This is a genomic window from Knoellia tibetensis, assembly GCF_048606415.1.
Classification (GTDB): Bacteria; Actinomycetota; Actinomycetes; order Actinomycetales; family Dermatophilaceae; genus Knoellia; species Knoellia tibetensis.
The window spans coordinates 1,385,334-1,411,818 of the sequence record NZ_JBMBWF010000001.1 but is presented as its reverse complement, the minus strand read 5'-3'; the positions used below and the strand labels follow the sequence as shown (position 1 = coordinate 1,411,818).

At 73.0% G+C, this 26,485-nt stretch carries 27 protein-coding genes and 1 pseudogene; 13 read left to right on the top strand and 15 right to left on the bottom strand.

From position 1 onward, the window contains the following. Window positions 1–104: 104 nt before the first annotated feature. Window positions 105–557 carry an NAD(+)--rifampin ADP-ribosyltransferase gene (gene arr, locus ACOJV7_RS06735; RefSeq protein ID WP_420190382.1) on the bottom strand — a complete coding sequence of 151 codons (453 nt, stop codon included), beginning with the start codon at window positions 555–557 and terminating at the stop codon, window positions 105–107. Window positions 558–677: 120 nt separating this feature from the next. Beyond that, a pseudogene (locus ACOJV7_RS06730) lies at window positions 678–1,058 on the bottom strand (putative immunity protein); the annotation flags it as partial. An 80-nt stretch (window positions 1,059–1,138) separates the two neighbouring features. Here ACOJV7_RS06730 and ACOJV7_RS06725 point away from each other — a divergent pair. Then, window positions 1,139–1,627, top strand: a complete 489-nt coding sequence (locus tag ACOJV7_RS06725) for a VOC family protein (RefSeq protein ID WP_420189361.1) — start codon at window positions 1,139–1,141, stop codon at window positions 1,625–1,627. Between the two features lie 113 nt (window positions 1,628–1,740). After that, window positions 1,741–3,453: an HNH endonuclease signature motif containing protein gene (locus tag ACOJV7_RS06720; RefSeq protein ID WP_420189360.1), complete on the top strand. Its 1,713-nt coding sequence runs from the start codon at window positions 1,741–1,743 to the stop codon at window positions 3,451–3,453. 36 nt (window positions 3,454–3,489) lie between these two features. Here ACOJV7_RS06720 and ACOJV7_RS06715 read toward each other — a convergent pair whose 3' ends face one another. From ACOJV7_RS06715 to ACOJV7_RS06705, 3 genes are all read right to left on the bottom strand, one after another. Continuing rightward, the gene (locus ACOJV7_RS06715; protein WP_420189359.1) at window positions 3,490–4,074 is read right to left on the bottom strand and encodes a mycothiol transferase; all 585 of its coding nucleotides are present in this window, start codon (window positions 4,072–4,074) and stop codon (window positions 3,490–3,492) included. After that, window positions 4,071–5,111 (bottom strand): DinB family protein, encoded by a 1,041-nt coding sequence (locus tag ACOJV7_RS06710; protein WP_420189358.1) that lies wholly within the window; start codon window positions 5,109–5,111, stop codon window positions 4,071–4,073. The genes ACOJV7_RS06715 and ACOJV7_RS06710 overlap by 4 nt, the downstream gene beginning before the upstream one ends. A gap of 62 nt (window positions 5,112–5,173) precedes the next feature. Next, window positions 5,174–5,746: a dienelactone hydrolase family protein gene (locus tag ACOJV7_RS06705; protein WP_420189357.1), complete on the bottom strand. Its 573-nt coding sequence runs from the start codon at window positions 5,744–5,746 to the stop codon at window positions 5,174–5,176. A 69-nt stretch (window positions 5,747–5,815) separates the two neighbouring features. Here ACOJV7_RS06705 and ACOJV7_RS06700 point away from each other — a divergent pair, with 69 nt between their 5' ends. Then, window positions 5,816–6,793: a helix-turn-helix transcriptional regulator gene (locus tag ACOJV7_RS06700; protein WP_420189356.1), complete on the top strand. Its 978-nt coding sequence runs from the start codon at window positions 5,816–5,818 to the stop codon at window positions 6,791–6,793. A 29-nt stretch (window positions 6,794–6,822) separates the two neighbouring features. Here ACOJV7_RS06700 and ACOJV7_RS06695 read toward each other — a convergent pair whose 3' ends face one another. Then, window positions 6,823–7,731: a peptidoglycan DD-metalloendopeptidase family protein gene (locus tag ACOJV7_RS06695; RefSeq protein ID WP_420189355.1), complete on the bottom strand. Its 909-nt coding sequence runs from the start codon at window positions 7,729–7,731 to the stop codon at window positions 6,823–6,825. 162 nt (window positions 7,732–7,893) lie between these two features. Between ACOJV7_RS06695 and ACOJV7_RS06690 the strand changes: the two genes are divergently transcribed. From ACOJV7_RS06690 to ACOJV7_RS06670, 5 genes are all read left to right on the top strand, one after another. Further along, the gene (locus ACOJV7_RS06690; RefSeq protein ID WP_420189354.1) at window positions 7,894–8,322 is read left to right on the top strand and encodes a VOC family protein; all 429 of its coding nucleotides are present in this window, start codon (window positions 7,894–7,896) and stop codon (window positions 8,320–8,322) included. 58 nt (window positions 8,323–8,380) lie between these two features. Beyond that, window positions 8,381–8,974 carry a DedA family protein gene (locus ACOJV7_RS06685; RefSeq protein WP_420189353.1) on the top strand — a complete coding sequence of 198 codons (594 nt, stop codon included), beginning with the start codon at window positions 8,381–8,383 and terminating at the stop codon, window positions 8,972–8,974. A 43-nt stretch (window positions 8,975–9,017) separates the two neighbouring features. Beyond that, the gene (locus ACOJV7_RS06680; RefSeq protein ID WP_420189352.1) at window positions 9,018–9,341 is read left to right on the top strand and encodes a TraR/DksA family transcriptional regulator; all 324 of its coding nucleotides are present in this window, start codon (window positions 9,018–9,020) and stop codon (window positions 9,339–9,341) included. 210 nt (window positions 9,342–9,551) lie between these two features. After that, a complete protein-coding gene (locus ACOJV7_RS06675; protein WP_420189351.1) occupies window positions 9,552–11,504 on the top strand; it encodes a penicillin-binding transpeptidase domain-containing protein in 1,953 nt (650 codons plus the stop codon). Between the two features lie 67 nt (window positions 11,505–11,571). Further along, a complete protein-coding gene (locus ACOJV7_RS06670; RefSeq protein ID WP_420189350.1) occupies window positions 11,572–13,125 on the top strand; it encodes an MFS transporter in 1,554 nt (517 codons plus the stop codon). On the opposite strand, the gene ACOJV7_RS06665 is transcribed toward ACOJV7_RS06670, so the two are convergent. Continuing rightward, window positions 13,122–14,486, bottom strand: a complete 1,365-nt coding sequence (locus ACOJV7_RS06665; RefSeq protein ID WP_420189349.1) for a cryptochrome/photolyase family protein — start codon at window positions 14,484–14,486, stop codon at window positions 13,122–13,124. The genes ACOJV7_RS06670 and ACOJV7_RS06665 overlap by 4 nt on opposite strands. Before the next feature lie 50 nt (window positions 14,487–14,536). Further along, complete coding sequence (locus ACOJV7_RS06660; protein ID WP_420189348.1) at window positions 14,537–14,911, bottom strand: hypothetical protein; 375 nt, start codon at window positions 14,909–14,911, stop codon at window positions 14,537–14,539. Between the two features lie 102 nt (window positions 14,912–15,013). On the opposite strand from ACOJV7_RS06660, the gene ACOJV7_RS06655 reads away from it, so the two are divergent. Continuing rightward, the gene (locus ACOJV7_RS06655) at window positions 15,014–15,466 is read left to right on the top strand and encodes an SRPBCC family protein (RefSeq protein ID WP_420189347.1); all 453 of its coding nucleotides are present in this window, start codon (window positions 15,014–15,016) and stop codon (window positions 15,464–15,466) included. Between the two features lie 118 nt (window positions 15,467–15,584). On the opposite strand, the gene ACOJV7_RS06650 is transcribed toward ACOJV7_RS06655, so the two are convergent. Genes ACOJV7_RS06650 through ACOJV7_RS06635 form a run of 4 tightly spaced genes read right to left on the bottom strand, consistent with a single transcriptional unit; the run spans window position 15,585 to window position 19,353 of the window. Beyond that, window positions 15,585–17,822: a heavy metal translocating P-type ATPase gene (locus tag ACOJV7_RS06650; RefSeq protein WP_420189346.1), complete on the bottom strand. Its 2,238-nt coding sequence runs from the start codon at window positions 17,820–17,822 to the stop codon at window positions 15,585–15,587. Continuing rightward, on the bottom strand, window positions 17,819–18,787 hold the full coding sequence (locus tag ACOJV7_RS06645) for a hypothetical protein (RefSeq protein WP_420189345.1): 969 nt from the start codon (window positions 18,785–18,787) through the stop codon (window positions 17,819–17,821). Before ACOJV7_RS06645 ends, ACOJV7_RS06650 begins: the two co-directional genes overlap by 4 nt. Beyond that, window positions 18,784–18,987: a heavy-metal-associated domain-containing protein gene (locus tag ACOJV7_RS06640; RefSeq protein ID WP_420189344.1), complete on the bottom strand. Its 204-nt coding sequence runs from the start codon at window positions 18,985–18,987 to the stop codon at window positions 18,784–18,786. Before ACOJV7_RS06640 ends, ACOJV7_RS06645 begins: the two co-directional genes overlap by 4 nt. A gap of 54 nt (window positions 18,988–19,041) precedes the next feature. Next, window positions 19,042–19,353: a metal-sensitive transcriptional regulator gene (locus ACOJV7_RS06635; RefSeq protein WP_420189343.1), complete on the bottom strand. Its 312-nt coding sequence runs from the start codon at window positions 19,351–19,353 to the stop codon at window positions 19,042–19,044. A gap of 156 nt (window positions 19,354–19,509) precedes the next feature. Here ACOJV7_RS06635 and ACOJV7_RS06630 point away from each other — a divergent pair, with 156 nt between their 5' ends. After that, window positions 19,510–20,358 carry an exonuclease/endonuclease/phosphatase family protein gene (locus ACOJV7_RS06630; protein WP_420189342.1) on the top strand — a complete coding sequence of 283 codons (849 nt, stop codon included), beginning with the start codon at window positions 19,510–19,512 and terminating at the stop codon, window positions 20,356–20,358. Window positions 20,359–20,388: 30 nt separating this feature from the next. Here ACOJV7_RS06630 and ACOJV7_RS06625 read toward each other — a convergent pair whose 3' ends face one another. Beyond that, window positions 20,389–21,327 (bottom strand): pirin family protein, encoded by a 939-nt coding sequence (locus tag ACOJV7_RS06625; RefSeq protein WP_420189341.1) that lies wholly within the window; start codon window positions 21,325–21,327, stop codon window positions 20,389–20,391. 39 nt (window positions 21,328–21,366) lie between these two features. On the opposite strand from ACOJV7_RS06625, the gene ACOJV7_RS06620 reads away from it, so the two are divergent. Then, entirely contained in the window at window positions 21,367–21,681 is a 315-nt protein-coding gene (locus ACOJV7_RS06620) for a GNAT family N-acetyltransferase (protein WP_420189340.1), read from the top strand. Window positions 21,682–21,694: 13 nt separating this feature from the next. On the opposite strand, the gene ACOJV7_RS06615 is transcribed toward ACOJV7_RS06620, so the two are convergent. Next, a complete protein-coding gene (locus tag ACOJV7_RS06615; RefSeq protein WP_420189339.1) occupies window positions 21,695–22,237 on the bottom strand; it encodes a GNAT family N-acetyltransferase in 543 nt (180 codons plus the stop codon). 188 nt (window positions 22,238–22,425) lie between these two features. Here ACOJV7_RS06615 and ACOJV7_RS06610 point away from each other — a divergent pair, with 188 nt between their 5' ends. Beyond that, window positions 22,426–23,631, top strand: a complete 1,206-nt coding sequence (locus tag ACOJV7_RS06610) for a S1 family peptidase (protein ID WP_420189338.1) — start codon at window positions 22,426–22,428, stop codon at window positions 23,629–23,631. Window positions 23,632–23,800: 169 nt separating this feature from the next. Beyond that, window positions 23,801–24,679: a VOC family protein gene (locus tag ACOJV7_RS06605; RefSeq protein WP_420189337.1), complete on the top strand. Its 879-nt coding sequence runs from the start codon at window positions 23,801–23,803 to the stop codon at window positions 24,677–24,679. On the opposite strand, the gene ACOJV7_RS06600 is transcribed toward ACOJV7_RS06605, so the two are convergent. Next, window positions 24,663–26,375: an ABC-F family ATP-binding cassette domain-containing protein gene (locus tag ACOJV7_RS06600; RefSeq protein WP_420189336.1), complete on the bottom strand. Its 1,713-nt coding sequence runs from the start codon at window positions 26,373–26,375 to the stop codon at window positions 24,663–24,665. The two genes, ACOJV7_RS06605 and ACOJV7_RS06600, sit on opposite strands and share 17 nt — an antisense overlap. Window positions 26,376–26,485: the final 110 nt, after the last annotated feature.

Genomic DNA, 26,485 nt, shown 5'->3' with positions numbered 1-26,485 from the left:
ACGTCCTCCCCGTCCTGTCGCCGGGGGCGCCCGGCAGGACGAACGGTGCGCTCAACGCCTACTGGCGCTCGCTCGGCGCCGTCTGACGCCGGACGCCGCGCCCGTCAGTCGTCCATCGCCTCGACGCCGAGCTCCCGCAGCTCGGCCATGCGAGCGCGCATGTGCCGCACCGTCTCGTCCGGCGGGAACGTCAGCCCGGTGACCTCCTCGACGACGCGCAGCGGCTCCTTGGTGCGGTAGGAGCGGGTCGGGTTGCCGGGGAACCGCTTGTCGGTGACGTTGGGGTCGTCCTCGATCGTCCCGACGGGCTCGACCCGGTAGACCCGCGGCGGGCCGTCGCCGAGCGCCAGGGCTGCGGCGAGCGGGGCGCCGTCCCGCGACGCCGTGAGGTAGATGTTGCGCGAGGCCTTGCCCGAGCCGTAGTTGGTGCCCCAGCCGGGCGTGAGCAGGTCTCCCGGCTGCAGGTCGGCACGCGTCCCGTGGAAGAACGGGCCGGGGTCGTCGACCGGTCGCGGCGTCGGCGGCGGGTCGCGCAGCAGGCTGTCGAGCCGCCGCATGAGGACGGCCACGCGGCTGCGTCCCTCGGGTGCCCGCGGGTAGCGCGTGAGGATCTCGACGAGCTCGGGCGTGGCCCGCTTCTGCGAGGCGACGAGGAGGTACTCGCCGACGACCGCGTCCCCGTCGCGCGCGACCTCGCCGGCCCGTGCCGCGTGCGCGGCCGCGCCGAGGATGTGGCGCACCTGCGTGGCCTTCGCCAAGGGATGCAGGTATGCCGCGGCGCACGCGTCGCCCGCAGCGGTCGCCGCGTGCCCCGCAGCCTCGTCGGACGTCTCCTTCCCGGCGCGGTGGGCGTCCGTGGCCGCGGTCCGCTGGAGCCGGCTGCGCGGTGCGCCGTCGACGAAGCGCCGGGCCGCGTCGAGCGCGGCCGCGGGACGGGGGTCGCCGGGGTTCGCGCGCTCGAAGAGGAAGAGGGCCGGCTCGGCGCACGCGACGGCATACGCGACGACGGTGCGGAGCTCACCGGTGGTGAGCTCGAAGTCTCCCGACGTGGTTGGCATTGCCTCGAGTCTCGCACCTACGCGCGCTCGCGTGAGGCGGTCGGAACCCTCGGGCGCCGAGACAGCGCCAGAATGGGCCGATGGCACGCATCACGCACTTCGACCATGTCGGGCTCACGGTCGCGGACCTCGACGCCGCGCTCGACTTCTTCGTGAGCCTCGGGTTCGAGCTCGAGGGACGGATGTTCATGGAGGGCGAGTTCGTCGACACGGTCATCGGGATCCCGGGCTCCCGCTCCGAGATCGCGACGCTCTTCCTGCCCGAGGGAGGCGCGGGCGGCCGGGACGGTGGGCGCACCAAGCTGGAACTGTCTCGATTCGTCCACCCGGACCACGAACCCGGCTCGCCGCAGAACATGTCGACCGAGGTCGGGCTGCGCAACATCGCCTTCCAGGTCGACGACCTCCACGCCGTCGTCGAGCGTCTCGCTGAGGCCGGCTACGGGCTCGTCGGCGGGATCGGCGAGTGGGAGGACATCTGGCGGATGACCTACGTGCGCGGCCCCGAGGGCATCATCGTCGCGCTGGCGCAGCGACTTGACGGAGCGGCCGAGACCTCGGAGGCCTGACCTTCCAGCGTGACGTACCCAGCGGGCGACCGATGTCGGATGTGGTTCCCGCTCAGCGGAATCCGCTGTGGACAAGCCACCGTTTCGAACTGTTGTTCGAGTAGAATCCCTGTATGACGACGAGCAGCCTCGCAAGCGGACAGGACCGGTATGCCGGCCTGCTCGCGGATGCTGCCAGCCTCACCACCGAGCAGCTGCTCGACGTCGTCGAGGACGCCCAGCGCGAGGTCGACGCCGCCCACGCCCGCCAGGCCGTGGCGCTGGCGCACCTGTCGGCGATCGAACCGGTACTGCAGGAGGACGGGACGACGGTCGAGGTGAACCGCGGCCTCGGGCACCAGCGGCTCGACGCCCCCGAGCTCGCCGCCTCCCGGCTCGGGATCTCGGTCCATGTCGCCACCACCCGCGTCGAGGACGCGGTCCGTCAGCTCACCCGCACCCCCGCGCTCGTCGACGCCCTCGCCGCGGGCGAGCTCGACCTGCGCCGGGCCGCGGTCGTCACCGACGAGACCGAGTTCCTCTCCGGCGAGGAGGCAGCAACCGTGGTCACGGCGCTGGCACCTCACTGGGGTGGTGTCACCGTCGGCCCGCTGCGGCGGCTCGCCGCCCGCACGGTCGCCCGGCTCTTCCCCGAGACCGTCGCCGACGAGGCCGAGCGGGTCCGGGCACGCCGGACCCTGACCCGGGTCACCGGTGAGCACGGCGTCGACACGTGGCGCGGCGACGTCCTCGTCGAGCAGTCGCGCCCCGCGTGGGCCGCCGTCACCGAGCTCGCCCGCCGGCTCGTGCGTGAAGGCCACGCCGACTCGTTGGCGCAGGCGCGTTCGGACGCGATGACTCGGCTCATCCTCGGACACAGCGACGTCAAGGTCGTCCTCCACGCCACCCGCGCCGCCGGGGCCGAGAACGTCGTGGGTGATGTCACCCCCAGCGCTCGAACCGCCCCCGAACCTTCGGAGACGTCCGGATGGGTCGAGGTCGGCGGCTTCGGTGCTCCCGGTACGGCCTTCGTGCCGGCCGACGCGCTTGCTTCCACGGGCGCCCCGCGATCCCGCGACCACCGACCGCGACTCGCCTGCCACCCCGGCACGGGAGCGCTGACCGACGGACACGTCCCCGCCGGACTCGCCCCCGGGGGCGACCTCACCCGCACCGTCCCCACAGGCCCCGCCGACGCGACCGATACGAAGGTCGGGCAGTCGTGCTCGACCTACCGGGTGGCTGCGGCCATGGTCCGGTTCGTGCGGCTGCGCGACGGGTCCTGCCGGTTCCCCGGATGCTCCACCCCCGCCCGCCAGTGCGACCTCGACCACGTCAGACCCTGGCCCACCGGACCCACCGCCACCACGAACCTCATCTGCCTGTGCCGGCGCCACCACCGCATCAAGCAACGCGACGGCTGGACCGTCCGGCTCCACCCCGACGCCACCGTCACCTGGACCGACCCCACCGGCAGGACGTCCACGACGATGCCCGTCGACCACCTCCACCTGGCGGCGACCTCCCCCACTGCGGGTTCGGACCCGGCCGCGCCCATGTCGCCTCCGGGCCAGGCCGCGCCCTTGTCGCACCCGGGCTCGCCCGCACCGCGGCGGCACATCGACCTCAGTCTCCTCGACGACGACCTCTCCGAACTCCTCATCGATCACCTCGCCCGAGGCGCCCAACGCCGGCGCCACTCACGAGGCTTCAGCCGGCACATCACCTTCGAAGCGGACGAGCTCCACGACGGCGCGCCCTCCCGCCCGCCGGACTGGGTATGGCCGCAACAGGCCTACGAGCCGCCGCCACCACCCGAACCACGCCGCGACGTCATCCCGTTCTGAACCCGCCACCCGCGAACCCAGGGGTGCCGAGAGCGCTCAGGATCCGGACCGCGGCCGCCAGCCGGGTGGCGGGTCCTCGCCGACGCGCCCGTCCACGGACTCGCGGAGCAGGTCGGCGTGCCCGGTGTGGCGGCCGTACTCCTCGACATGGTCGAGCACGAGCCGACGCAGGCTTACCGCCTCGCCGTCGGGGCCGGTGCGGGCGATCGGCTGGTCCAGCCCACCCTGCGCGACGAGCCGGGCGAGCGTGGTGCGGGAGCGCGCGACTGCCGCGTTGTAGCGCCGGTAGAGCGACTCGACCGAGTCCTCCGGCGTGAGCGTGAGGTCCCAGTCCTCGTCCTCGTCCCACCCGTTGTCGTCCCAGTCCGGCGGCATCTCCTCACCCGCGAGCTTGACGAAGAACGCGTAGTCCTCCTGCACGGCAAGGTGCTTGAGCAGCGCCCCGAGCGACAGCGTCGAGGGCCCCAGCGTGGCGGCGAGACCGGCGGCGTCGAGCCCGTCCGCCTTCCACCGGAACGTCCACCGCAGCCGGTCGAGCGCGCCCACCACGTGCTCCGCCTCGGTCCCGCTCAACGGCGGCTCCCACGGCGTCTCCTCGCTGCCCGGCACCGGGTCGCTCACGACCCCTCCCCGGCACCGGAACGACCGTCCGTATGCCGTCCGCCCCCGTCCTGCGCGCCCGTCCCGTTCGCGCCCGTGCCGTCCGTGCCCGTCGCCTCCGCGCCCGTCCCGTCCGCGCACGTCGCCTCCGCGCCGGTCGCGCCCGTGCCCGTCGCCTGCACGTCCGTCCCGTCCGCGCCCGTCGCCGGCACGCTCGTCCCGTCCGCGCCGGTCGCCTCTGCCTGCATCCGGGACTCGAGGACGGCGAGGTCGCGCTCGGCGAACTGACGGTGCCACCACTCCTCGTTGAGCAGGGTGTCGAGGCACTCCTTGACGGGGAAGCTCTCACCCGCCGGAGGCCATCCGACCCCGTCGACCGGGTCCGTCGTCGCGGCGAGCCTCCCGTCGGTGAGCCCGGAGAGGAAGGCCCGGACCTTCTCGAACCGGTCGCGCCGCAGCTCGAGCGCCTCGTCGAGCGAGGGGCGGGCGTCGCGGTCCTGCGGGACGCCGGGCGTCGGCCGCATCTCGTCCCACGGCAGCTCGAGCGGGTGCCACGGCGACGGGTCGCCCAGGATGCCGCGGCTCAGCCACGAGCTCGTCGCGAAGGGCAGGTGCCGCAGCGTCTGAACGAACGACCACTCTCCCTCGACGCTCTCGTGCACCACCTCCGGGTCGGTGTCCGCGAGCCGGCGGGCCCGCTCGACCGTGCCCGCCCACACAGCATCGAGGGTCTCCCACGCCGCGCGGTAGCCGTCCGGGTCGGTGGGGTGCAGGGTGGCGCGCTCGGGGTGGAGCCGGTCGAGCTCGGCCTCGATGAGAGGACCGACGTCGATGCCGTTGACGGTGAGCCCTTCGACCTCGCCCCAGATCTCGACACCGGCGAGGTAGGCGCCACGCACCCTCACCTTCTCGAGGGCGACGTTGCGCAGGTCGACCCGGCTGAGGTCGATGGAGGTCATCGTCGAGCCGGTGAGGTCGACGCGGTTCCAGGACGACCCGCTGAGGTCGACGTGGTCGAGGACGGCGCCGAGCAGCTCCTCGTCGCGGAACTCACGCACGCCCGCGCCGGAGGCCCCGCCGGAACCTCCGTCCGCCGACCCATCCACGGGCGCCCCGGAGCTCACAACGTCCTCAGGAACTCGACCGACCGCTCGAGCACCAGCCGGGTCGCTCCCTCGTCGTAGCCGTCGAGCGAGCTGTCGGCGAAGAGGTGGCCGTCGCCGGGGTAGAGGAACATCTCGGCCCCGGGCGTGGACTCGACGAACGGCCGCGCCACGTCGATGTCGCCCTCGTCGACGAAGAACGGGTCCTTGTCCATCGCGTGGATCTGCACCGGCACCCCCGGCGGCCACGTCCCGAACTCCGACGGGTCCGCGAACCCGTGGTAGAACAACCCGCGCAGCGCCCCCGGCCGGGTCTCGAGGAGCTGCTGGGCCGGCATGACGCCGAGGGAGAAGCCGGCATACACGACGGCGGTCGGGAGGTCGGCGACGGAGCGCACCCCGCGCGCCCGCACCTCGCCGAAGCCCACGCTGCCGCAGTACTCCGCGCCCTCGTCGATCGACCCGAAGGTCCGCCCCTCGAAGAGGTCGGGCGTGTGGACGGTGTGGCCGACCCCGCGCAGCGCGTCGGCGAAGGCGACGACGCCGGGAGTGAGGCCCTGGATGTGGTGGAAGAGGACGATGTCGGTCATGACGCCAACGTAGGACGGATTGCGGACGGAAGGCTTCCGCAATGTTCCGATCTGCGAAAAACTCTGCGTATGCCGTCCGCGACCTTCGATGCCGACCTCGCCGAGGCCGGTCCCACCGCCCGCGCACTCCGGGCCCTCGAGCTGATCCAGGGACAGCCGGGTATCACCGCCGACCGGCTCGGCGACCGCCTCGGGGTCACGGCCCGAGCCGCCCGGCGCTACGTCGCGACGCTGCGTGAGGCCGGCATACCCATCTCGTCCGTGAGCGGTCCCGCGGGTGGCTACACGCCGGGGCGAGGACTGCGGCCACCGCCTGTCGTCTTCAGCTCGGCCGAGGCCCTCGGCCTCGTCATGGCCGTGCTCGACGGCCACCACGATCCCGACGACACCGACGACCCGGTCGGCAGCGGCATCGCCAAGATCCTGCGCACCCTGCCCGAAGCCGTTGCGGCACAGGCGGATGCGGTGCGCCGCGTCGCGGCACCCGTCCCCGACCGCGCCGATGCACGGCCGGCACCCGGACCCACCGCGACCCTCGTCCGGGCCTGCGCCGACGGGCGCGAGGTGCGCGTCGACTACCGCACCGAGGCCGGTCGCGAGCTCGTCCTCGACGTGCAGCCGTGGGCGGTCGTCGTGCGGCACAGCCGGTGGTACCTCCTGTGCCACTCGCTCACCTCGGACGCGACCCGCGCCTACCGGATCGACCGGGTCACGAGGGTCGTCCTCCTCGACGGGACCTTCACGCCGCCACCGGACCTCGACCCCGTCACCGCCCTCGTGCGTCACCTCGGCGAGGGCTGGGACCACCCCGTCGAGGTCGCCGTCGAGGCCCCTGCGGACCTCGTCGAGCGGTGCATCCCCACGACGATGGGCCGCGTCGAGCCGGTGACCGGGACGACGTGCCGCCTCGTCGGAAGCACGAGCAACCCGACCTCGTATGCCGCGGACCTCGCCTCCCTGCCCGGCGCATTCCGCGTCGAGCAGGGGGACGAGGTGCGGGCGGCGGTGCGCGCCCTGGCGGAGCGGTTGCTCGCCGCCTGCGACTGAGCCGGTCCCCTCCTCCGGCCGAGCCGGACTCAGCTCGCCGGACGGGCGAGGAACGCGGTGCGCAGCAGCGGCTGGTTGTTGACGAACCCGTAGGACGCGCAGCCCGACCCGCTGCAGCCGACGCGCTCGTCGACGCCGACCCGCATGTCGAGGTGCAGGTGGGCGGGCGTGCCCAGGGCGTGGGCCGACGTGCCGACGGTGCCGATCCGGGTCCCCTTCTCGACGTGCTGGCCAACGCTGACGACGGGAGCCGGGCTGTGGTGCATGTGCGCGAAGTACCAGAGCCGCCCGAAGCGGTCCTTGACCGTCACCGTGCTCCCGACGCCGCTCGACCGGATGTTCTTCGTCATGACCGTCCCGGCGACCGGCGAGACCACCGCCGTGCCCGTCGCTGCGAAGATGTCGGCCGCGTTGTAGTCGTGGTGGCAGTTCGTCTTGCTGTCCCAGCACCAGTGCGGTGAGCGGTTCTTGATCTGCGCCTGCGTGACGTTGAGCGGGAAGCGCAGCGAGGCGTCGCCCAGGATGTGCGAGGCGTTGTCGTTGTAGACGTTGGCGTTGAGGTTGGCCTGCGTCCCCGCGGGGATGACGTCGTGCGTCCCGCCGAAGTTGGAGTTGTAGAACTCGTATGCCGTGGCGCCCGTGCGGTTCCACACGGACTTCGCGTGGTTCTGGACGCAGACGCCGGCGCCGGCCTTGCCCGCACCGCGGAAGCTGATGCACGAGCCGTTCTCGGTGTAGTCGCGCTTGCTGTTGGCGAAGTCCGCGACCGCGCCGCTCTGGCCCTCCCCGTAGTAGAGGCAGAACTCGCCCGCGTTGCACGTCCCGTCGCGCGGCTCGGCGCTCGCGGGTGCGGCGCTCGCCCCCACGAGCGTGGCGCCCAGCAACGCTGCCGTCGCCCCGGCATACAGGGCCTTCCTCGTCCTCGTCGCAAGACTCACGATGATCTCCTCCGTCTCCGGCGGGCCGGGTGCCCGCGCGCCGACGACGATCCGGTGTGCCGCTGCGGAACGACTGCGCGACCGCTGCGGTGTCGCTGCGGGGCCGCTGCGAGCGCAAGGCGACCTCTTGCACGTGAGGGGCATCCGCGGTGAGGTGGAGGCATGGGATCGCACCCGGCATACGTGCACACCGTCCTCGACACGCAGCGTCCGCGCGAGCTCGCGGAGTTCTACCGCCAGCTGCTCGGTCTCGTCTACCGCGCCGGTGACGAGCCACCGACCGACGGCAGCCCGGACGAGGCCGACTGGCTCGTCCTCACCCGGCCCGACGGCACCCGGCAGCTCGCGATCCAGGAGGAGCCTGAGCACCGCGGCACGACATGGCCCGACCACGAGGTACCCCAGCAGCTGCACATCGACTACCTCGTCGAGAGCGTCGAGGAGCTCGAGCACCACAAGGACGAGGCGCTCCGGCTCGGCGCCGAGCTGAGGCTCGACCGCAGCAACGACGAGGAGGAGCCGCTCTACGTCCTCGCCGACCCGGCCGGCCACACGTTCTGCCTCTTCGTCGGCGACCTGCAGGGCGGCTGAGCCCGCGACCCGCGACCCGCGGCCCGGGCCGCGCGGCGGTGCGGTCACACTGGGGCGCATGCTGGAGTCGGTCAACGAGCTCATCGAGGCCCACGCGGGCGCCGGCTGGCTCCTGCCCGCGCTCTTCGTCTACTTCGCCGTCGACGGGGTGATCCCGCCCCTGCCGAGCGAGGGCGTCCTCATCGCGCTCGCCGCCATCGGCGCCTCGACCGGTGCCCCGCACTGGCTCGGGCTGCTGCTCACCGCGTGGGCCGGTGCCTGGGTCGGTGACAACCTCGCCTACCTCGTGGGACGACGCACCGGGCTCGACCGGTTCCTGCGGCGCCGGGAGCGTGGCCGACGGACGATGGACTGGGCGGCCCGCGGCTTCGGCAGCCGTGGCGCGCTCATCGTCGTCGTGGGTCGCTGGATCCCCATCGGACGTGCGGCCGTCAACCTCATGGCCGGGGCCACCGGCTACTCGCAGCCGCGGTTCGCGGCGTGGACGGTGCTGTCGGCCGGCCTCTGGGCGGCGTGGTCGATCGCGCTCGGGACGCTGGCGGGCAGCTGGGTCGAGGACAACGCACTCCTCGCCGGCGCACTCGGGGCGGGCCTCGCGCTCGTCGTCGCCTTCGTCGTCGAGCGGGTCTCGCGGAGGTTCGCGCACGCCTGAGGCGGCGGGGCCGGCCGAAGGGAACCGCGTCTAGAGTCGGTCGATGGACACCTCCAGGGCAGCTGACGTGCTGCGCGCCAAGGAGCAGTCGCTGCTCGACGAGCTCGCCACCGTGACCCGCCCGCTGGGCGAGTCCGGGTCGATCTCCTTCGGCAAGCGCATCGGCGAGGGCACGTCGATCGCGGTCGACCGGCTGACCTCGGTCTCGGTCCAGGAGCGGCTGCTCGCCACCCTCGCCCAGGTGAGGACCGCGCTGGAGCGGGTCGACGACGGCACCTACGGCACCTGCGAGGTCTGCGGCGGCCCGATCGGGGACGAGCGCCTCGAGGCGCGGCCCTGGGCGGTCCGCTGCGTCGTCGACAGCTGAAGGGCGCGGGCGAAGGGCACGGCATACGGGCTGGCGTGGTCGATGCTGCCGGCCGACGAGTGCGGGCGAGGTGAAGAACCGGTGGAGATCCACACCGGTGGCGGGTCTCGACGCGACCTCGGACAGGGTCGGATGACAGAGTGACGACGTCGCCGCGCCCGGCTGCCGGGCTGCGGTTCGGACCGTGTCGGATCGACGAGGGGTTGTGCAGTGCGTTCGCGTGGGTGGGGAGTCAAGGTCGGGGTCGTCGTCGTGGTGCTCGCGCTCGTCGCGGCCGCGGCGGGGGTGTTCGTGTGGTGGCGGGACCGTGAGGGGGCGGCGGTCCGGGAGGCCGCTCGATCCGTCGCGGAGGGGCTGTCCCGGGGTGGCTTCGGCGACTCGGGCGCGATGCGCGACTCCTCCGGTGGCCCGCCCGACCTCGAGCCGATCCTCCGGGGGATGGGCGAGGCGACGCACGAGGTGACCGTCCGCTCGGTCACCGACCCCGACGGTGGCTCCGCGCGGGCGACGCTCGCCCACACCTGGACCCTGCCCGGCACCGACGAGGCGTGGACCTACGAGACACCCCTCGAGCTCGCCAAGGCCGATGGGGAGTGGGCCGGCGTGTGGAGCCCCGCCGTCGTCGCCCCCGACCTCGCCGAGGGCGAGGCTCTCCGCACGACCCGCAAGCAGCCGGAGCGCGCCGAGGTCCTCGGCGCCGGCGGCCGGCCGATCGTCGAGCTGCGCGACGTCGTCCGCATCGGCATCGACAAGACCAAGGCCACGCCCGCCGAGGCGGTGTCGTCGGCGCGGGTGCTGGCCCAGGCCGTGGGGGTGAACGTCGAGAACTTCGTCGCGTCCGTGCAGAAGGCGGGGGAGCAGGCGTTCGTCGAGGCGATCACCGCCCGCGTCGGCAGCTCGCAGGAGCAGGCGGCGCGCGAGGTCGACGCCCCGGGCACCTTCCTCGTGAGCGCGAGGATCCCGCTCGCACCGACGTCGACCTTCGCCCGCCCGATCCTCGGGGTCGTCGGTGACGCGACCGCCGAGATCGTCGAGAAGTCCGACGGTCGGATCGCGGCCGGCGACCGGGTCGGCATCGGCGGCGTCCAGGGGGCCTACGACACCCAGCTCGCGGGCACCCCCGGCTACAGCGTCGTCACCTCCGGTGGCGCTGAGAGCCGCACCCTCTTCTCGACCGAGCCCGAGGCCGGCTCGCCGGTCACCCTGACCCTCGACATCGCCACCCAAGCCGCGGCTGAGACGGTGCTCGAGAAGGTCGAGCCCGCGTCGGCCGTCGTCGCCATCCAGCCCTCGACCGGTCGCGTCCTCGCCGCCGCGAGCGGCCCGGGCAGCAAGGGCATCTCGACGGCGACGCAGGGCCGCTACGCGCCGGGGTCGACCTTCAAGACCGTGTCGACGCTCGCGCTGCTCCGCTCCGGAGTGACGCCGTCGACGACCGTGCAGTGCCCCCCGACGACGACCGTCGACGGGCGGACCTTCAAGAACGTCGACGGCTTCCCGATCTCGGCGCTCGGCGCGGTGCCGTTCGCCACGGCCTTCGCGAACTCGTGCAACACCGCCTTCATCGGGCTCGGTGAGAAGCTCGAGCCGGCCGACCTGCCGACCGCCGGCGCCGGCCTCGGGCTCACGGGCGAGCCTGCGCTCGGCATCCCGGCCTTCCTCGGCTCGGTGCCCGAGCCGAAGCCGGGCACCGACGCGGCGGCCTCGATGATCGGCCAGTCCAAGGTGCTCGCCTCACCGCTCGGCATGGCGACCGTCGCAGCCTCGATCGCGGCCGGCCGGCCGGTGGCACCCGTGCTCGTCGAGGCGGGGGAGGGTGTCAAGGGCGGAGTGTCCCCCTCCGCCTCCCCGTCCGCTGCGGCGACGACGGCCCCGAAGGCGCCGGCCGAGCCGGTGACCGCGGCCGAGGCCGGCCAGCTGAGGTCGCTGATGCGCGGCGTCGTCGAGTCCGGCAGCGGCACCTTCCTCCGCGACGTCCCGGGGGCTCCGGTGCTCGCCAAGTCGGGCACCGCGGAGTTCGGCGAGGCCGGGGCCCTCAAGGAGCACGCGTGGATGATCGGGATCCAGGGCGACCTCGCCGTGGCGGTCCTCGTCGTCGAGGGTGAGGGTGGCGCGACGACGGCCGGGCCGCTGCTCGAGGCGTTCCTCCGCGCCGTCGGCTGAGCGGTGAGGTGCTCGAGCCCCACCAAAGTCGGGTGACGGTGTCGGCGTGGGCCTCTAGCGTGGGCGCATGACCCACCTGCCCGACGACGGCCGCGTGCCGCGGGGTGGCACCGACACCGGGGCGGCGGACGCACTCGCCGTGCCGGACCCGCCCACCGTGCCGGACGGGCCCGCCGTAGCGGACGGGCCCGCCGTGCCGGACGGGCCCGCCGTGCCCGGCACGCCTCAGGCGGAGGCGCACCTCCTGCCCGGCGTCGAGCGCGGACCCGAGACGGTGCGCGCCTTCCGGCTGCTCCTCGTCAACGCCCTCGTCGCCAACGTCACGACGAGCTACCTCTGGTTCGCGCTCACCTTCTGGGCCTACCTCGAGACGCGGTCGGTCCTCGCGACGTCGATCATCGGCGGCTCCTACATGCTGCTCGTCGCGGCGTTCGGCATGGTCTTCGGCACCGTCGTCGACCGCCACCTCAAGAAGCAGGTGATGATCGCGTCGGGTCTCATCCCGTTGGCGATGTTCGTCGTGGCCGGCGGGCTCTACGTCGCGTTCGACACCGACCGGCTCGTCGACTGGAACGGCCCGGTCTTCTGGGTCTTCGTCGCCGTCATCCTCCTCGGCGGGGTCGTCGAGAGCATGCGCAACATCGCCCTCTCGACGACCGTCACCCTCCTCGTCCCCTCGGGCGACCGCGACAAGGCCAACGGTCTCGTCGGCACCGTCCAGGGCCTCGCCTTCATGGTGACGAGCGTCTTCAGCGGCCTGTCGATCGGCCTGCTCGGCATGGGCTGGACGCTCGCCATCTCGATCGCGCTCACGGCCGTGGCCCTTGCGCACCTCCTCACGGTGCCCGTCCCCGAGCGGCGACCCGAGCCGGACGAGGGCGGTCGCAGGCCGGTCATGGACGTCCGCGGCGCGCTCGCGGCGATCCGCACCGTGCGGGGGCTCGTCGCGCTCATCGTCTTCACGACGTTCAACAACCTCGTCGGGGGCGTGTTCATGGCGCTCATGGACCCCTACGGCCTCACCCTCTTCTCGGTCGAGTCGTGGGGCATCGTCCTCGGCGTGACGAGCATCGGCTTCATGATCGGCGGCGGGCTCGTCGCGAGGTTCGGCCTCGGCCCGCGCCCGCTGCGCACGCTCTTGCTCGCCAACGTCGGCGTCGCCGTGCTCGGAATGCTCTTCACCATCCGCGAGGCGTGGTGGGTCTATGCCCTCGGCATCCTCGTCTTCATGTGCATCATCCCGGTTGCGGAGGCCGCGGAGCAGACGATCCTCCAGCGGGTCATCCCGTTCCGCGTCCAGGGCAGGGTCTTCGGCTTCGCACAGAGCGTCGAGGCCGCCGCGAGCCCGGTGTCGGCCTTCCTCATCGGGCCGATCGCGCAGTTCTGGCTCATCCCCTACATGGAGACCGACGTCGGTCGCGACCGGTTCGGCTGGCTGCTCGGCGACGGTGATGCCCGCGGCATCGCGCTTGTCTTCGTCCTCGCCAGCCTCATCATGCTCGTGGCCGTCCTCGTCGCCTTCGCCTCGCGCCCCTACCGGCAGCTCGCCGACGCCTACGCCGCGGCCGCGGCCTCCGCGCCCGTCACGACGGCGGGGTCGACCGCGCCCGAGCCGGCCTAGCCCTTCGTCGCCTCGAGCCGCCGCAGCGCCTCGCGCCGCTCCTCGGCGTGGTCGACGATGCGCTCGGGGTAGCCCTGCTCGTAGCCGTCCTCGTGCTCCCACGGCTGGTGCGCCGCCTTGCCCTCGAGGTGCGCGAGCTCCGGCACCCACCGCCGCACGTAGACGCCGTCGGGGTCGAACTTCTCGCCCTGCGTCACCGGGTTGAAGACCCTGAAGTAGGGCGACGCGTCGGTCCCCGTCCCGGCCACCCACTGCCAGCCGTGGTTGTTCGAGGCGATGTCGCCGTCGACGAGGTGGTCGAGGAAGTGCCGCGCCCCGACCGGCCACCACACGTGCAGGTCTTTGGTCAGGAAGCTCGCCGTGATCATCCGGACGCGGTTGTGCATCCACCCCTCGGCGAGCAGCTGACGCATCCCCGCGTCGACGATCGGGTAGCCGGTCCGCCCCTCGCGCCACGCGTCCACGGCGTCGGACTCATCGTCGTAGGCCATGCCGTCGAGCGCGTCGCGCAGGTCCTTCCACGCGCTGGAGGGGTTGTGCCACAGGACATCTGCGTAGAACTCGCGCCACGCCAGCTCGTCGACATAGGTCTCCTTGCCCGGCCCGCGCCGGCTCGCGAGGTCGGCCAGCAGCGTGCGCGGGTGCACCACCCCGAGCTTGAGGTAGGGCGACATTCGTGACGTTCCGTCCGTGCCCGGACGGTCTCGATCCGTCGTGTATGCCGGCAGCGCGTCGTCGACGAACCCGCGCCATCGTGCGGCCGCGGCCTTCTCACCCGCACCGGGCATCTCGGGCAGGCCGGGTGCGGCCAGTGCCTCGCGCAGTGCGTCGGTCGCCTTGGCGTCGCTGCGCGCCTGGCGCAGCGGCAGGCTCGTCGGCCGCGCGGCCGGCTCCGGCCAGCCGTGCGAGCGCCAGGCCCTGGCGAAGGGGGTGAAGACCTTGTAGGCGGAGCCGCTGCCGTTCGTCACGAGACCGGGGCCGACGGCATACGGCGTTCCCGTCTCGACCCACTCCACGCCGGCGGCCGAGAGGGCCTGGGCGACGGCCTCGTCACGCCGGTGGCCGAAGGGTGTGGTCTCGCGGGTGACGTGGGCCGACGACGCCCCGACCCGCGCGGCCAGCTCCGGGACGACCGTGACGGGGTCGCCCCAGAGGAGGGTGAGGGCATCGTCGTACTCCTCGTTCGTGGCCTCGAGCGTCGCGGCGAGCCAGGCGCGGCGGGCTGGACCGCCGCCCTCCCAGAGAGCGGGGTCGACGACGAAGGCGACGACGAGGTCGCCGTCGGCAGCATCGCGCGCCGCAAGCAGGGCCGGGTGGTCGCTCCGTCGAAGGTCGCGGCGCAGCCACAGGATCGACGTCATGCCTCGATCGTGTCACCCACGACGGGTCCGGCGGCCCGCAGGCGCAGCCTTCAGGTGCGCGCGACCTGGGCGAGCACCGTCTCGAGGACGTCGGCCTCGTGGTGCAAGTCGGCCGCGCGGTCGGCCCGGCCCGCCGCCTCGACCTCGGCCGCGGCCGCGCGACGCTCGGTGACCTCGGCGCGGACGAGGGCGTGCTCGTCCCTGGCCGAGAGCTCGCGGCGCGTCGCCTCGGTCGCGCCGACGCCCACGGCCGCTCCGGCGATGGGGGAGCTGCCATCGAGCGGCACGGCGTCCGTCACCGGGACCGCCTCGGCGTTGTCCAGCGCGGCGAGCCCGGAGCGCAGCGCGGAGGCGGCGACCCGGTCGCGCGACCGCATCGCGTCGGTGAGGGCGGACCGCATCGCCGTCCTGAGGGGAGACGTCATGCGGCCATCGTGTCAGGGGCGACGGGGCGCGTCGCCGGGGTTTTCGCGCGGCGCCGAGGTCGGCACCTGGGTCGGGCGGGCGGGTCGTGGTTCGATGGCCCGATGGAGACCGAGAACCGCGTCGTCAGTGCCACGAGGGACATCGCCGCCCCTGCCGCCATCGTCTTCGAGCTCATCGCCGACCCGCGCCGGCAGCCCGAGTGGGACGGCAACGACAACCTCGTCGAGGTCATCTCGGGCGACCGCATCAGCGCCGCCGGCCAGGTCTTCGCGATGCGGACGACGAAGGGCAACCACCGCGACAACCTCGTCACCGACTTCGAGGAGGGCCGGCGCATCGCGTGGCGCCCGGGCGACGCCGGCGGCCCGCCGGCCGGCCACGAGTGGCGGTGGGAGGTCGAGCCCGTCGACGAGCGCACCTCCCGCGTCACGCACACCTACGACTGGACCGAGCTCGCCGACGAGCGGCGCATGACGCGTGCCCGCGCCACCGGTGAGCCGCAGCTCCGTGCCTCGCTCGACCGACTGGCCACGCTCGCGGAGTCCCTCGCCTGAACCGTTTCGGCGTCCCGACCTCCCCCGCGGTGACCCGGCAGCTCTCGGTCCCTGCCCGGTTGCCAAAGGCAGGACCGTCGCTTCCGCGTCGTGACCCGACTCCCGACCGGTCCCGAACTCAGGTCTCGGCGCGGAATGCCCTGAGTCGCAGGCTGTTGGTCACGACGAAGACCGACGACAGCGCCATCGCGCCACCGGCGAGCATCGGGTTGAGCAGGCCGGCCGCGGCGAGCGGGATCGCGGCGACGTTGTAGCCGAAGGCCCAGAAGAGGTTGCTCTTGATCGTCGAGAGCGTGCGCCTGGCGAGCCGGATGGCGTCGGGGGCGACCCGCAGGTCCCCTCGGACGAGGGTGAGGTCGCTCGCCTCGATGGCGACGTCGGTGCCGGTCCCCATGGCGAGTCCGAGGTCGGCGGTCGCGAGGGCGGCTGCGTCGTTGACACCGTCACCGACCATGGCGACGACGGCACCCTTGTCCTGCAGCCCGCGGACGACGTCGACCTTGTCTGCGGGCAGGACGTCGGCGACGACGTGGTCGGCGTCGATGCCGACCTCGGCCGCCACGGCCTTCGCCGCCTCGGCGTTGTCGCCGGTGAGCAGCCACGGGGTGAGGCCGAGCTCGCGCAGCCGCGTGATCGCCTGGGCGGACGTGGGCTTGACCGTGTCGGCGATGGTGAGCACGCCACGTGCCCGGCCGTCCCAGCCGATGGCGACGGGTGTCGCACCGGTGGCCCGAGCCGCGCGGAGGGCCTCCTCGAGCTCGGGTCCGAGGTCGAGGGACCAGTCGGCGAGCAGGCGCGGACGCCCGACGACGACGGCGTGCCCGTCGACGACACCCTGCACCCCGAGCCCGTCGATGCTCGCGAAGTCCTCGACCGGTGTGGCGGCGACGCCGGCGTCCCGACCGGCCGCGACGACGGCGCGGGCGATGGGGTGGTCCGACCCGTCCTCGAGGACGGCGGCGAACCGCAGAACCTCGGCCGCGTCCTCGCCGGGAGCGGGGACGACCTCGCGCAGCGACATCTGCCCGGTCGTCACGGTGCCGGTCTTGTCGAGCACGACGGTGTCGACGCGCTTGGTCGACTCGAGGACCTCGGGTCCCTTGATGAGGATGCCGAGCTGCGCCCCACGCCCGGTGCCCACCATGAGGGCCGTCGGCGTCGCGAGGCCGAGCGCGCAGGGGCAGGCGATGATGAGGACCGAGATCGCCGCGGTGAGGGCGGCCGTCCAGCCGCCGCCACTGCCGAGCCAGAAGCCGAGGGTGGCGACTGCCAGCGCGATGACGACGGGGACGAAGATCCCCGAGATCCGGTCGGCGAGACGCTGGACCTCTGCCTTGCCGTTCTGGGCGTCCTCGACGAGCCGGGCCATCTGGGCGAGCTGGGTGTCGCCGCCGACGCGCGTGGCGCGGACGACGAGGCGCCCGCCGGAGTTGACCGTGGCGCCGACGACCGCGTCGTCGACCCCCACCTCGACCGGGACCGACTCGCCGGTGAGCATCGAGGCGTCGATCGCCGAGGAGCCCGATGTCACGACGCCGTCGGTGGCGACCTTCTCGCCGGGACGGACGACGAACTCGTCGCCGACGGCGAGGTCGGCCACCGGGATCCGGTGCTCGACGCCGTCGCGCAGCACCGCGACCTCCTTGGCGCCCATCTCGAGCAGTGCCCGCAGGGCGGCGCCCGAGCGGCGCTTGGCGCGCGCCTCGGCGTAGCGCCCGGCGAGGAGGAAGGTCGTCACGCCGGCGGCGGCCTCGAGATAGATGTTGCCGAGCCCGTCGGTCCGCTCGATGGTGAGCTCGAAGGGGTGGGTCATGCCGGTCGTGCCGGCGGTCCCCAGGAAGAGGGCGTAGAGCGACCAGCCGAACGCGGCGATCGTGCCGACGGACACGAGCGTGTCCATCGTCGTCGCGCCGTGCCGCAGGTTGACCCAGGCGGCGCGGTGGAAGGGCCAGCCGCCCCACACGACGACGGGCGCGGCGAGCACGAGCGAGAGCCACTGCCAGTAGGTGAACTGCCACGCCGGCACCATCGCCATGGCCACGACCGGGACGGAGAGGACCGTCGAGACGAGCAGCCGGTTCCGCAGCGAGCGGGTCGGGTCCGCCCCGGTCTCGTCCCCGGCCACCGCGGACGGCGACTCGGGAGGGGGAGGCAGGCTCGCGGCATACCCGGCCTGTGAGACGGTCTCGAGGAGCTGCTCGGGTGAGACGGTCTCGGGGAAATCGACACGCGCCTTCTCGGTGGCGTAGTTGACCGTGGCCGTGACCCCGTCGAGCTTGTTGAGCTTGCGCTCGATGCGGTTGGCGCACGAGGCGCAGGTCATGCCGGTGATGTCGAGGTCGACGCTCTGCGTCATGAGTGACCGTGCTCCTTTGCGGTCTCGAGGGGGGTGCCGGCGGTGAGCGTGAAGGCTGCCGTGCGCACGACCCCTCGGTGCTTGAAGTCGAGGAAGAGGGCGTAGGTGCCGCTCGACGGGACGGCTGCGCCGAACGCGACGTCCGGGCCGGGCGTCGTCGACCCGTCGCCGGGGGTGCCCTCGGGGTGGACGTGCAGGTAGGCGAGGTCGCCGTGACGCAGGGCGACGAGGTGGCCGTAGGCACCGAGGTAGGGCTCGAGGTCGGTCACCGGGCGGCCGCCTCGGCTGACCGTGAGGGTGACGTCGGAGTCGGTACCGGGGGTGAGCTCACCCTCGAGCGCGACGGTGTAGCCGTCGACCGTCGTGGTGAGGCGGTCGGCCGAGGGTGCGGGTGCCGGCGTCCAGGCGCCGGGGACGAGCAGGTCGGCCCCCAAGGTCATCGCCTCGTGCCCGCGCGGCGCGAAGTCGGCGAGGACCCGCCAGGCGCCCGGTCCGAGGTCGAGCGGGACGCTCCACGTGCCCGCGGCGTCGCGCACCGGGTGGACGTGGTGGAAGCGGGCGAGGTCGCGGCTCGCGACGATGAGGTGGAGCTCCTTCTCGTGCTCGACGTCGTATGTCGTCACGGGGCGTCCGTCAGGACCCTCGACGACGAAGGCGAGGTCGTGCGCACCCCTGGCGAGCTGGTCGGGGTCGAGGCGAAGGGCGTAGCCGTCCTGCGACACCTGGAGCCCGCCTGGGACCTCGGCGGCGTGACCTGCGCCGCCGGCCGCGTCGGCCCCGGTGCCGTGGCCGTCCGGGGCGGTATCGCCGCCGTGGCCGTCCGAACCGTGCGCTCCGGCCGCCTCGGCGGGAGCGGCCCGGCCGATGGGACCCACCGCTCCCACGAGCCGGCCTGCTGTGAGACTCACGACGAGCACCGCCACGAGGGCGGCGACGAAGCCGACGACCCGCACCGGGGTGCTCATGCCAGCTGGTAGCCGGCTTCCTCGACGGCGGCGCGCACGGCGTCGTCCTCGAGCGGCGTGGTGCTCTCGATGGTCACGGACCCGGTCGCGAGGTCGACGTCGACGTTCTGCACGCCGTCGAGCTCGCTCACCTCCTCGGTGACGGAGGCGACGCAGTGGCCGCAGGTCATGCCGGTGACGGTGAAGGTCTGGGTGCTCATGGGGGTTCTCCTTCTCGGGCGGGAGCGGCAGAGGCCGCGCTCGGGGGTTGCGGGTCAGGACTTGACGAGGCGGGCGATGGCGTCGCTCGCCTCCTTGAGCTTGGCGTCGGCCTCGGGGCCGCCCTTGCGCGCGGCGTCGGCGACGCAGTGGCTCATGTGCTCGTCCAGCAGGCCGAGGGCGACCGACTGGAGCGCCTTGGTCATCGCGGAGACCTGCGTGAGGATGTCGATGCAGTACTTCTCCTCCTCGACCATCCGCTGGAGGCCGCGCGCCTGACCCTCGATCCGACGGAGGCGCTTGAGGTAGTCCTCCTTGTGGCCGGACTCGATGTAGGCGTGCTGGTGGTGGTCCGCGTGCTCGGTCATGGCTCGATACTATACCCCCCTTGGGTATCTGTCACCCCTCGGGTCCCGGCGACGCCCGGACGGCGCTGCGAGCGCCCCGCAGCGCATTCGCAGCGGTTCCACATCGCCGCCCCGTGGGATGGGTCCATCCACCGGCTCGACACCAGGAGACCCGACATGAACCGACCCACCCACCCCGCCCGGCGCGCCGTCCTCGGCGCCGTCGCCGTGTCACTCGCGGCGCTCGCCGCACCGACGCTGCCGACCGCGCAGGCCGCCGTGGCCGCCGGCCCTCAGTTCACCGCCGCCACGCTCAACCTCGGTGACGCCACCGACGCCGACCTCGCGAGCAACATCACGGCCCTGTCCCGCGACCGGGGCGTCTCGATCCTCGGCCTCCAGGAGGCGGGGGACCGCGCCGACCTCCTGGCCAGGGTCCGTGACCGCGCGGGCATGGCGTCGTGGCGCTGGTGCCGGCCGGACGACCCGGGCGCCCCGTCGGTGCCGATCATGTACGACTCCGACATCTGGTCCCTCGAGACCGCGTGCGGCGGCTTCCTCGCCGTCGAGTCTCGCTACCTCGGGCCCGACGGCGCCGGCCCCGACGAGTCCAAGCCCAAGTTCGTCACCGCCTTCGTCCTGCACCACCGCGCCTCGGGCCGCAACGTGCGCGTGCTCAACACGCACTTCATCCCGTCGGCCCGTCGCAACGACCTCTCCGATGCCGAGAAGCAGCGCCGCGTCGACCACGTCAAGGACCACGTCGCCGCCCTCGTCGACCGCATCGGCCGCCCGGCGACCCACCCCATGCCCGTCGTCCTCATGGGCGACCTCAACGGTCCCGGCAGCTGGCCGCTGCTTCAGCCGCTCAAGGACATCGACCTCGTGGGCTGGTCGACCGAGCCCACGCACGACAACGGCGAGAGCCTCGACCACGTCGTCCGGCGCAACCTCGGCCAGGTCTCCCGCGCCTACGTCGGCACGGCGAGCGACCACAAGGCCGTCGTCAACCGGCTCGAGTTCTGAGCCGCTCGCGATCCAGGGGTTCCCGGAGGGTCAGCCCTCGCGGCCGTGCCTCGTGCGGCTGCGGAGGCGACCACCCGGGAGCTCGGGCGCGGGCAGCCAGGTGAGCCGGCCGGCATACCCGTCGACCTCACCGAAGCGCTCGGCGCGTGACTGCCACGCGTCGCGGAAGGCGACGATCTCGTCGTGGTCGCGCCCGATGAAGTTCCACCACATGACGATCGACTCCTCGTAGGGCGTGCCGCCGAGGAGGACGACGCGGCTCGGCTCGAGCGCCACGAGGGTGAGCTCGGCCGGGCCGGCGTCGACGACGCCGAGGTCGCCGCGCTCGAGCGTCGTGCCGCCGAACGTCACCCTGCCGGTGTCGACCAGCACCCCGTGCTCGTATGCCGTCTCGACCGGGACTGTCCACGTCGCGCCTGCCGCGAGAGTCACCTCGGCCCCGAGGAGCGGGGTGCGGGTCCGGATGGGGGAGGTGTGACCGGCGAGTGACCCGACGAAGACGCGCCCCTCGACGCCGGCCGCGAGAGGCACGGTCGGCGCAGCGTGGTGCTGGAACTCGCGCTCGAGGTCGCGGTCGGCCTCGGGGAGGACGACCCAGAGCTGGACGCCGTGCAGGGTGCTCGTCGCCGCCGTGGACACCTCGGAGTGGGCGATGCCGTGGCCGCTCGTCATGAGGTTGACCTCGCCCGGGCGGACCATCGCGTGGACCCCGCCGCTGTCGCGGTGCTCGACCTCGCCCTCGAAGAGCCAGCTCACCGTCTGCAGGCCCGTGTGCGGGTGCGGGGGGACGTCCATGCCTCCGGTGGCGTCGACGGCGTCGGGGCCGTAGTGGTCGACGAAGCACCAGGCCCCGATGAAGGACCGGTCGCGGTGGGGGAGCGTGCGGCGGACGGTCATGGCGCGAGGGCCGCCGAGGGGGACCTCGCGCGGAGCGAGGACGTGGACCTGGGACGTGCTGGTGTCGGACACTGCGGGCTCCTCGCCGGATGGTGTGGTGTCATGACCAGCATGGCTGATGACGTCGTCGTGACGAACAACGAGTCGGAGAAGCGCTACGAGGCTCGCCTCGGGGAGGAGCTGGCGGGGTTCGCGGAGTACCAGCTGACCGACGAGCTCATCGTCTTCACGCACACCGAGGTCGACCCGAAGTTCGAGGGCAAGGGCGTCGGCTCGGCTCTTGCTCGCTTCGCCCTCGACGACGTGCGCGAGGCCGGCACCCGCAAGGTGCTGCCGCTCTGCCCCTTCATCAAGGGCTGGATCGAGCGGCACCGCGACTACGTGCCGCTCGTCTACGGCGCCCGGCCCAGCACCGCGACGGACTGACCGCGCCCCCGGGTCATCCGGGAGCGACCCCGCCGTCCGGTGGGCCACCCGGTGGGCCGTCGTCGCCGAGCGGCTTCTGGAACCACGCGACGTCGCGCCACGACCCGTGCTTCCAGCCGATCCGGCGGTAGGTGCCGACCGGCTCGAAGCCGAGTGCCCGGTGCAGGGCGATGCTCGGGTCGTTGGGCAGGGTGACGCCGCCGCACGCCATGCGCAGGCCGAGCCTCTCCAGCCGAGCGAGCAGGACGGCATACAGGGTCCTGCCGACCCCGCCGCCACGGGCGGCATCGGAGACATAGACGCTCACCTCGCACGACCAGCGGTAGGCCGCGCGAGCCTTGAACGAGCCGCCGTAGGCGTAGCCGACGACTCCGCCACGCTCCGCGACGAGCCACGCGTGCCGCTCCTGCGCCGCCGCGATCCGGGCAGCGATCTCGTCGACCGACGGAGGCACGTCCTCGAAGGTCACCGTCGTGTGCTCGACGTAGTGGGCATAGATCGCGGCGCACGCCTCGGCGTCGGCCCGGGTCGCGTCCCGGATGGTCACCTCGCTCACGCCCGCCATTGTCCGCGCGATCGCCGGTCCCGCACGCCGGGTACGAGGTCTTGACCCTCTTTGCGCCGTCTTGACCAAGCGCTGGGGCAATGCGGGGCGGCATCTGACCGGGCGCGTGGACGCGGGTTCCTAGCGTCGAAAGGGTCGGCGGAAACACCGTCCGGCGTCCCACGACAGGAGATCCACGCATGTCTCGCAGACGTCTCACCGTCCTCGCCGGGGGCCTCTCGGCCGCGGCGGCAGCCACCGCCCTGTGCGTCGCGCCCGCGACCGCCGCCACCTCCGCGGCCGGCCCGGAGCCGAGCACCGGCCCCCTCGCCACCGACTCGGGCGCCTCCGTCGCCGAGATGTCGGCCCAGTGGCTCGCCAAGGAGTACGGCCTCGGCATCGAGACCGCTCGCGAGCGCGTCGCCACCCAGGACGCGAAGGGCCGCCAGGCGGAGGCGCTCGAGAAGTCGCTCGGCGCCCGCGCCGTCGGCTCGTGGATCGACCAGGAGCGGGGCGTGCTCGTCGTCAACGTCACCGACGCCGCCGCCGCGGCCCGGGTGCAGAAGGCCGGCGCGACCGCCCGCGTCGTCGGCCGGGACCGGGCCGAGCTCGCCAGGTCGCAGGCCGCCGTCACCAAGGCGCTCGGCACCAAGGTCGTCGACTCCTCGGTCGACCCGGTGACCAACAAGGTCGTCGTCACCGTGGCCTCGGCCGACGTCGCAGCCGCGAAGGCGCGCACGAGCGACCCGTCGGTGACGATCCAGGGCACCGACGCGAAGGTGTCGACGCAGGCCAACGTCTACGGCGGCCAGCAGATCGAGTTCAGCGGCTACGTCTGCTCGCTCGGCTTCAACGCGACGAAGTCCGGCACCCCGGTCTTCATCACCGCCGGCCACTGCGCCGAGGGCAACCAGACCTTCACGCGCAACGGCACGACCCTCGGCACGACCCGCGGCTGGTCCTTCCCGGGTAACGACTACGCCTACTCCAGCCTCACCTCGAGCTGGACCGGCATCGGCGCCGTCGACCTCTGGAACGGCACGAGCGCCCGCTCGGTCACCGGGTCGAGCAACGCCGCCGTCGGCACCGCGATCTGCAAGTCGGGCCGCACCACCGGCTGGACCTGCGGTTCGGTCCAGACCAAGAACGTCACCGTCAACTACGACAACGGCGACGGCACCTACTCGACCGTGAGCGGCCTGACGAAGTCCAACACCTGCACCGAGGGTGGCGACTCCGGCGGCTCGTGGATGGCGGGCAACCTCGCCCAGGGCGTGACGAGCGGCGGAGCCGGCTACGGCTCCAACGGCGTCTGCGGCCAGAAGGTCGGCCAGCCCAACATCGCCTACTTCCAGCCGATTGGCGAGATCCTCTCGGTCTACGGCCTCACCCTCAAGACCGCCTGACCCGGGGCGCCCTTCGCGGGGCGCGTCCGGCACAAGCCCACGTATGCCGTGTGGTCCGACCCCTTCCGGACCGCACGGCTTGCGTGCGTCCGGGCCTTCGACGTAGCCCGCTCGGCGGGGGGAGGGGAGCGGTGGCGGGGTGGGAAGCGGACGGCATACGGTTCGGGCCATGGCGACGCACGACGGACGGTGGCCGGCCGGCTCCCCCTGCTGGGTGGAGATCACCGTGAGCGACCTCGCGCGGAGCCGGGCGTTCTATGCGGCGGTGCTCGGGTGGCAGTTCGAGGACAGCGGGCCCGACTACGGGCACTACAACAACGCGCTCGTCGGTGGTCGCCGCGTTGCGGGGATGTCGCCACCGCTCGAGGGCGTCGAGGATTGGCCGAAGGTGTGGACGACCTACCTCGCCACCGACGACGTCGAGGTGACCGCGGAGCTCGCTGCTGGTGCGGGAGCGCGGGTCGTCATGGAGCCGATGGACATCGCGGCCTTCGGACGGGTGGGCCTGTGGGTCGACCCGGCTGGGGCGGCGTTCGGCGCGTGGGAGTCCTTGGAGCACAACGGGTTCGGCGTCCACGACGAGCACGGTGCGGTGTCGTGGGTCGACCTCGTGACGCCGGACCTGCGCGCGGCGAAGTCGTTCTACCGGGGGGTCTTCGGCTACTCGTTCGACGACCTGTCGGTTCCGGGCATCGGCTATGCGACGTTCACGCCGCCCGGTGCGGCGTGGCCGGCGGGAGGGGTGGGTGACCAGGTCGACGGGGACGTCGCCGGTCCACGGTGGTGCGTGACGTTCGCGGTCGACGACGTGGATGCGGCCGTGCAACGGGTGCTGGACGCCGGCGGGTCGGCGCCGGCCGAGCCGGTCGATGTCGAGTCCGGGCGGATCGTCACCGTGGCCGGGCCCGACGGCGAGGAGTTCTCGCTCATGACCCCGAGCGCCGGCAGCGAACCCGAGGTCGGGTTCGCTGCCGGCGGCGCGGGCGACGCGGGTGGCGCGGGCGACGCGGGCGACGCGGGCGACTCGGGCCTCAGCGCACCCGGCTGACGCGGGCCTCGTCCCACACGGGTTCCGGTGTCTCCACGACGCGCCCGTCGCTGCCGAAGACGAGGAACCGGTCGAACCCGCGGGCGAACCAGCGGTCGTGCGTCACGGCGAGCACCGTGCCCTCGAACGCAGTGAGCGCCTGCTCCAGCGCCTCGGCCGAGTGCAGGTCGAGGTTGTCCGTCGGCTCGTCGAGGAGCAGCAGCGTCGCGCCCGACAGCTCGAGCAGGAGGATCTGGAACCGCGCCTGCTGCCCGCCCGAGAGCGAGTCGAAGGTCTGCTCACCCTGCCGCGCCAGCTCGTAGCGGTCGAGGACGCGGCTCGCCTCCTCGCGCCCGCGGCCCGCCCGGTGCTCGTCTCCTCGGTGCAGGATCTCGAGCAGCGTGCGCCCGCGCAGCGCTGGCGAGTCGTGCGTCTGCGCGAACCACCCGGGGCGGACGCGCGACCCGAGACGCGCAGAACCGCTGTGCCGCACCGGTTCCGGTGCGATGTCGCCGACCGGCTGGTGCTCGACGTCGGGGTCGCTGCCGCCCGCGGCGAGGAGCCGGAGGAAGTGCGACTTGCCCGACCCGTTGGAGCCCAGGACGGCGACGCGCTCGCCGAACCAGACCTCGAGGTCGAACGGCCGCATGAGGTCGTCCGCACCGGAGTTCGGGTCGGGGGCGAGCAGCTCGAGGCCCGTGCAGACGACGGCTCGCTTGGCCGTGCGCCCGCCCGTGAGCCGCATCCGCACGTTCTGCGGGATGGCGACCTTCTCCGGCGGTCCGGCCTTCTCGAACCGGTCGAGCTTCGTCACCGCGGCCTGGAGGCGCGAGGCCATGTCGGAGTTGTAGGCCGCCTTCTGGCGATACATGACGACGAGCGCCTTGAGCTTGGCGTGCTCCTCGTCCCAGCGGCGGCGCATCTCCTCGAGCCGGTCGTTGCGGTCGATGCGCGCCTGGTGCCACGTGGCGAACGAGCCCGGGTGGGTCCACGCCGTCGCGCCGTTGGCGCCGGGCTCGAGGGTGACGACGGCCGTCGCGACGCGCGAGAGCAGCTCGCGGTCGTGGCTGATGAAGAGCACCGTCTTGTCGCTCGCGAGCAGCCGCTCCTCGAGCCAGCGCTTGGCCGGCACGTCGAGGTAGTTATCCGGCTCGTCGAGGAGCAGCAGGTCGGCCGGGCCGCTGAGCAGCGCCTCCAGCACCACGCGCTTCTGCTCGCCTCCCGAGAGGGAGGTGACGGCGCGCCACTGGGCCCGCTCGAACGGCATACCGAGGGCTTGGGTCGTCACCGTGTCCCAGACGGTCGTCTCGAACTCGTAGCCGCCCGCGTCGCCCCAGTCGGCGAGCGCCTGCGCGTAGGCCATCTGCGCCGGCTCGTCGTCGACCTCCATGATCCGCAGCTCGGCGGCGTCGACCGCGAGGGCCGCCTTGCGGATGCGCTCGGGTGCGACGGTGATGAGCAGGTCGCGCACGGTGGACTCGTCGCGGACCTTGCCGACGAACTGGTTCATCACCGCGAGCGTGCCGCTCAGCGTGACCGCACCGTCGTGGGCCGCGAGGTCGCCGGAGATGATCCGGGTCAGCGTCGTCTTGCCCGTCCCGTTGGGCCCGATGAGCGCGACGCGCTGCCCGTCGCCGACGCGGAACTGGACGCCGTCGAGCAGGGGACGTCCGTCGGGGAGCGTGAACCCGACCTGGTTGACCTCGAGATGTGCCACGGGAGTCGATTGTCCAAGCCCGTATGCCGTCCCGTCACCTGAGATTTCGCGGGCGCCGGTCACCTTGACCGTCGGGGACAATGAGAGGAACACCGACCGCAGCCTCGACA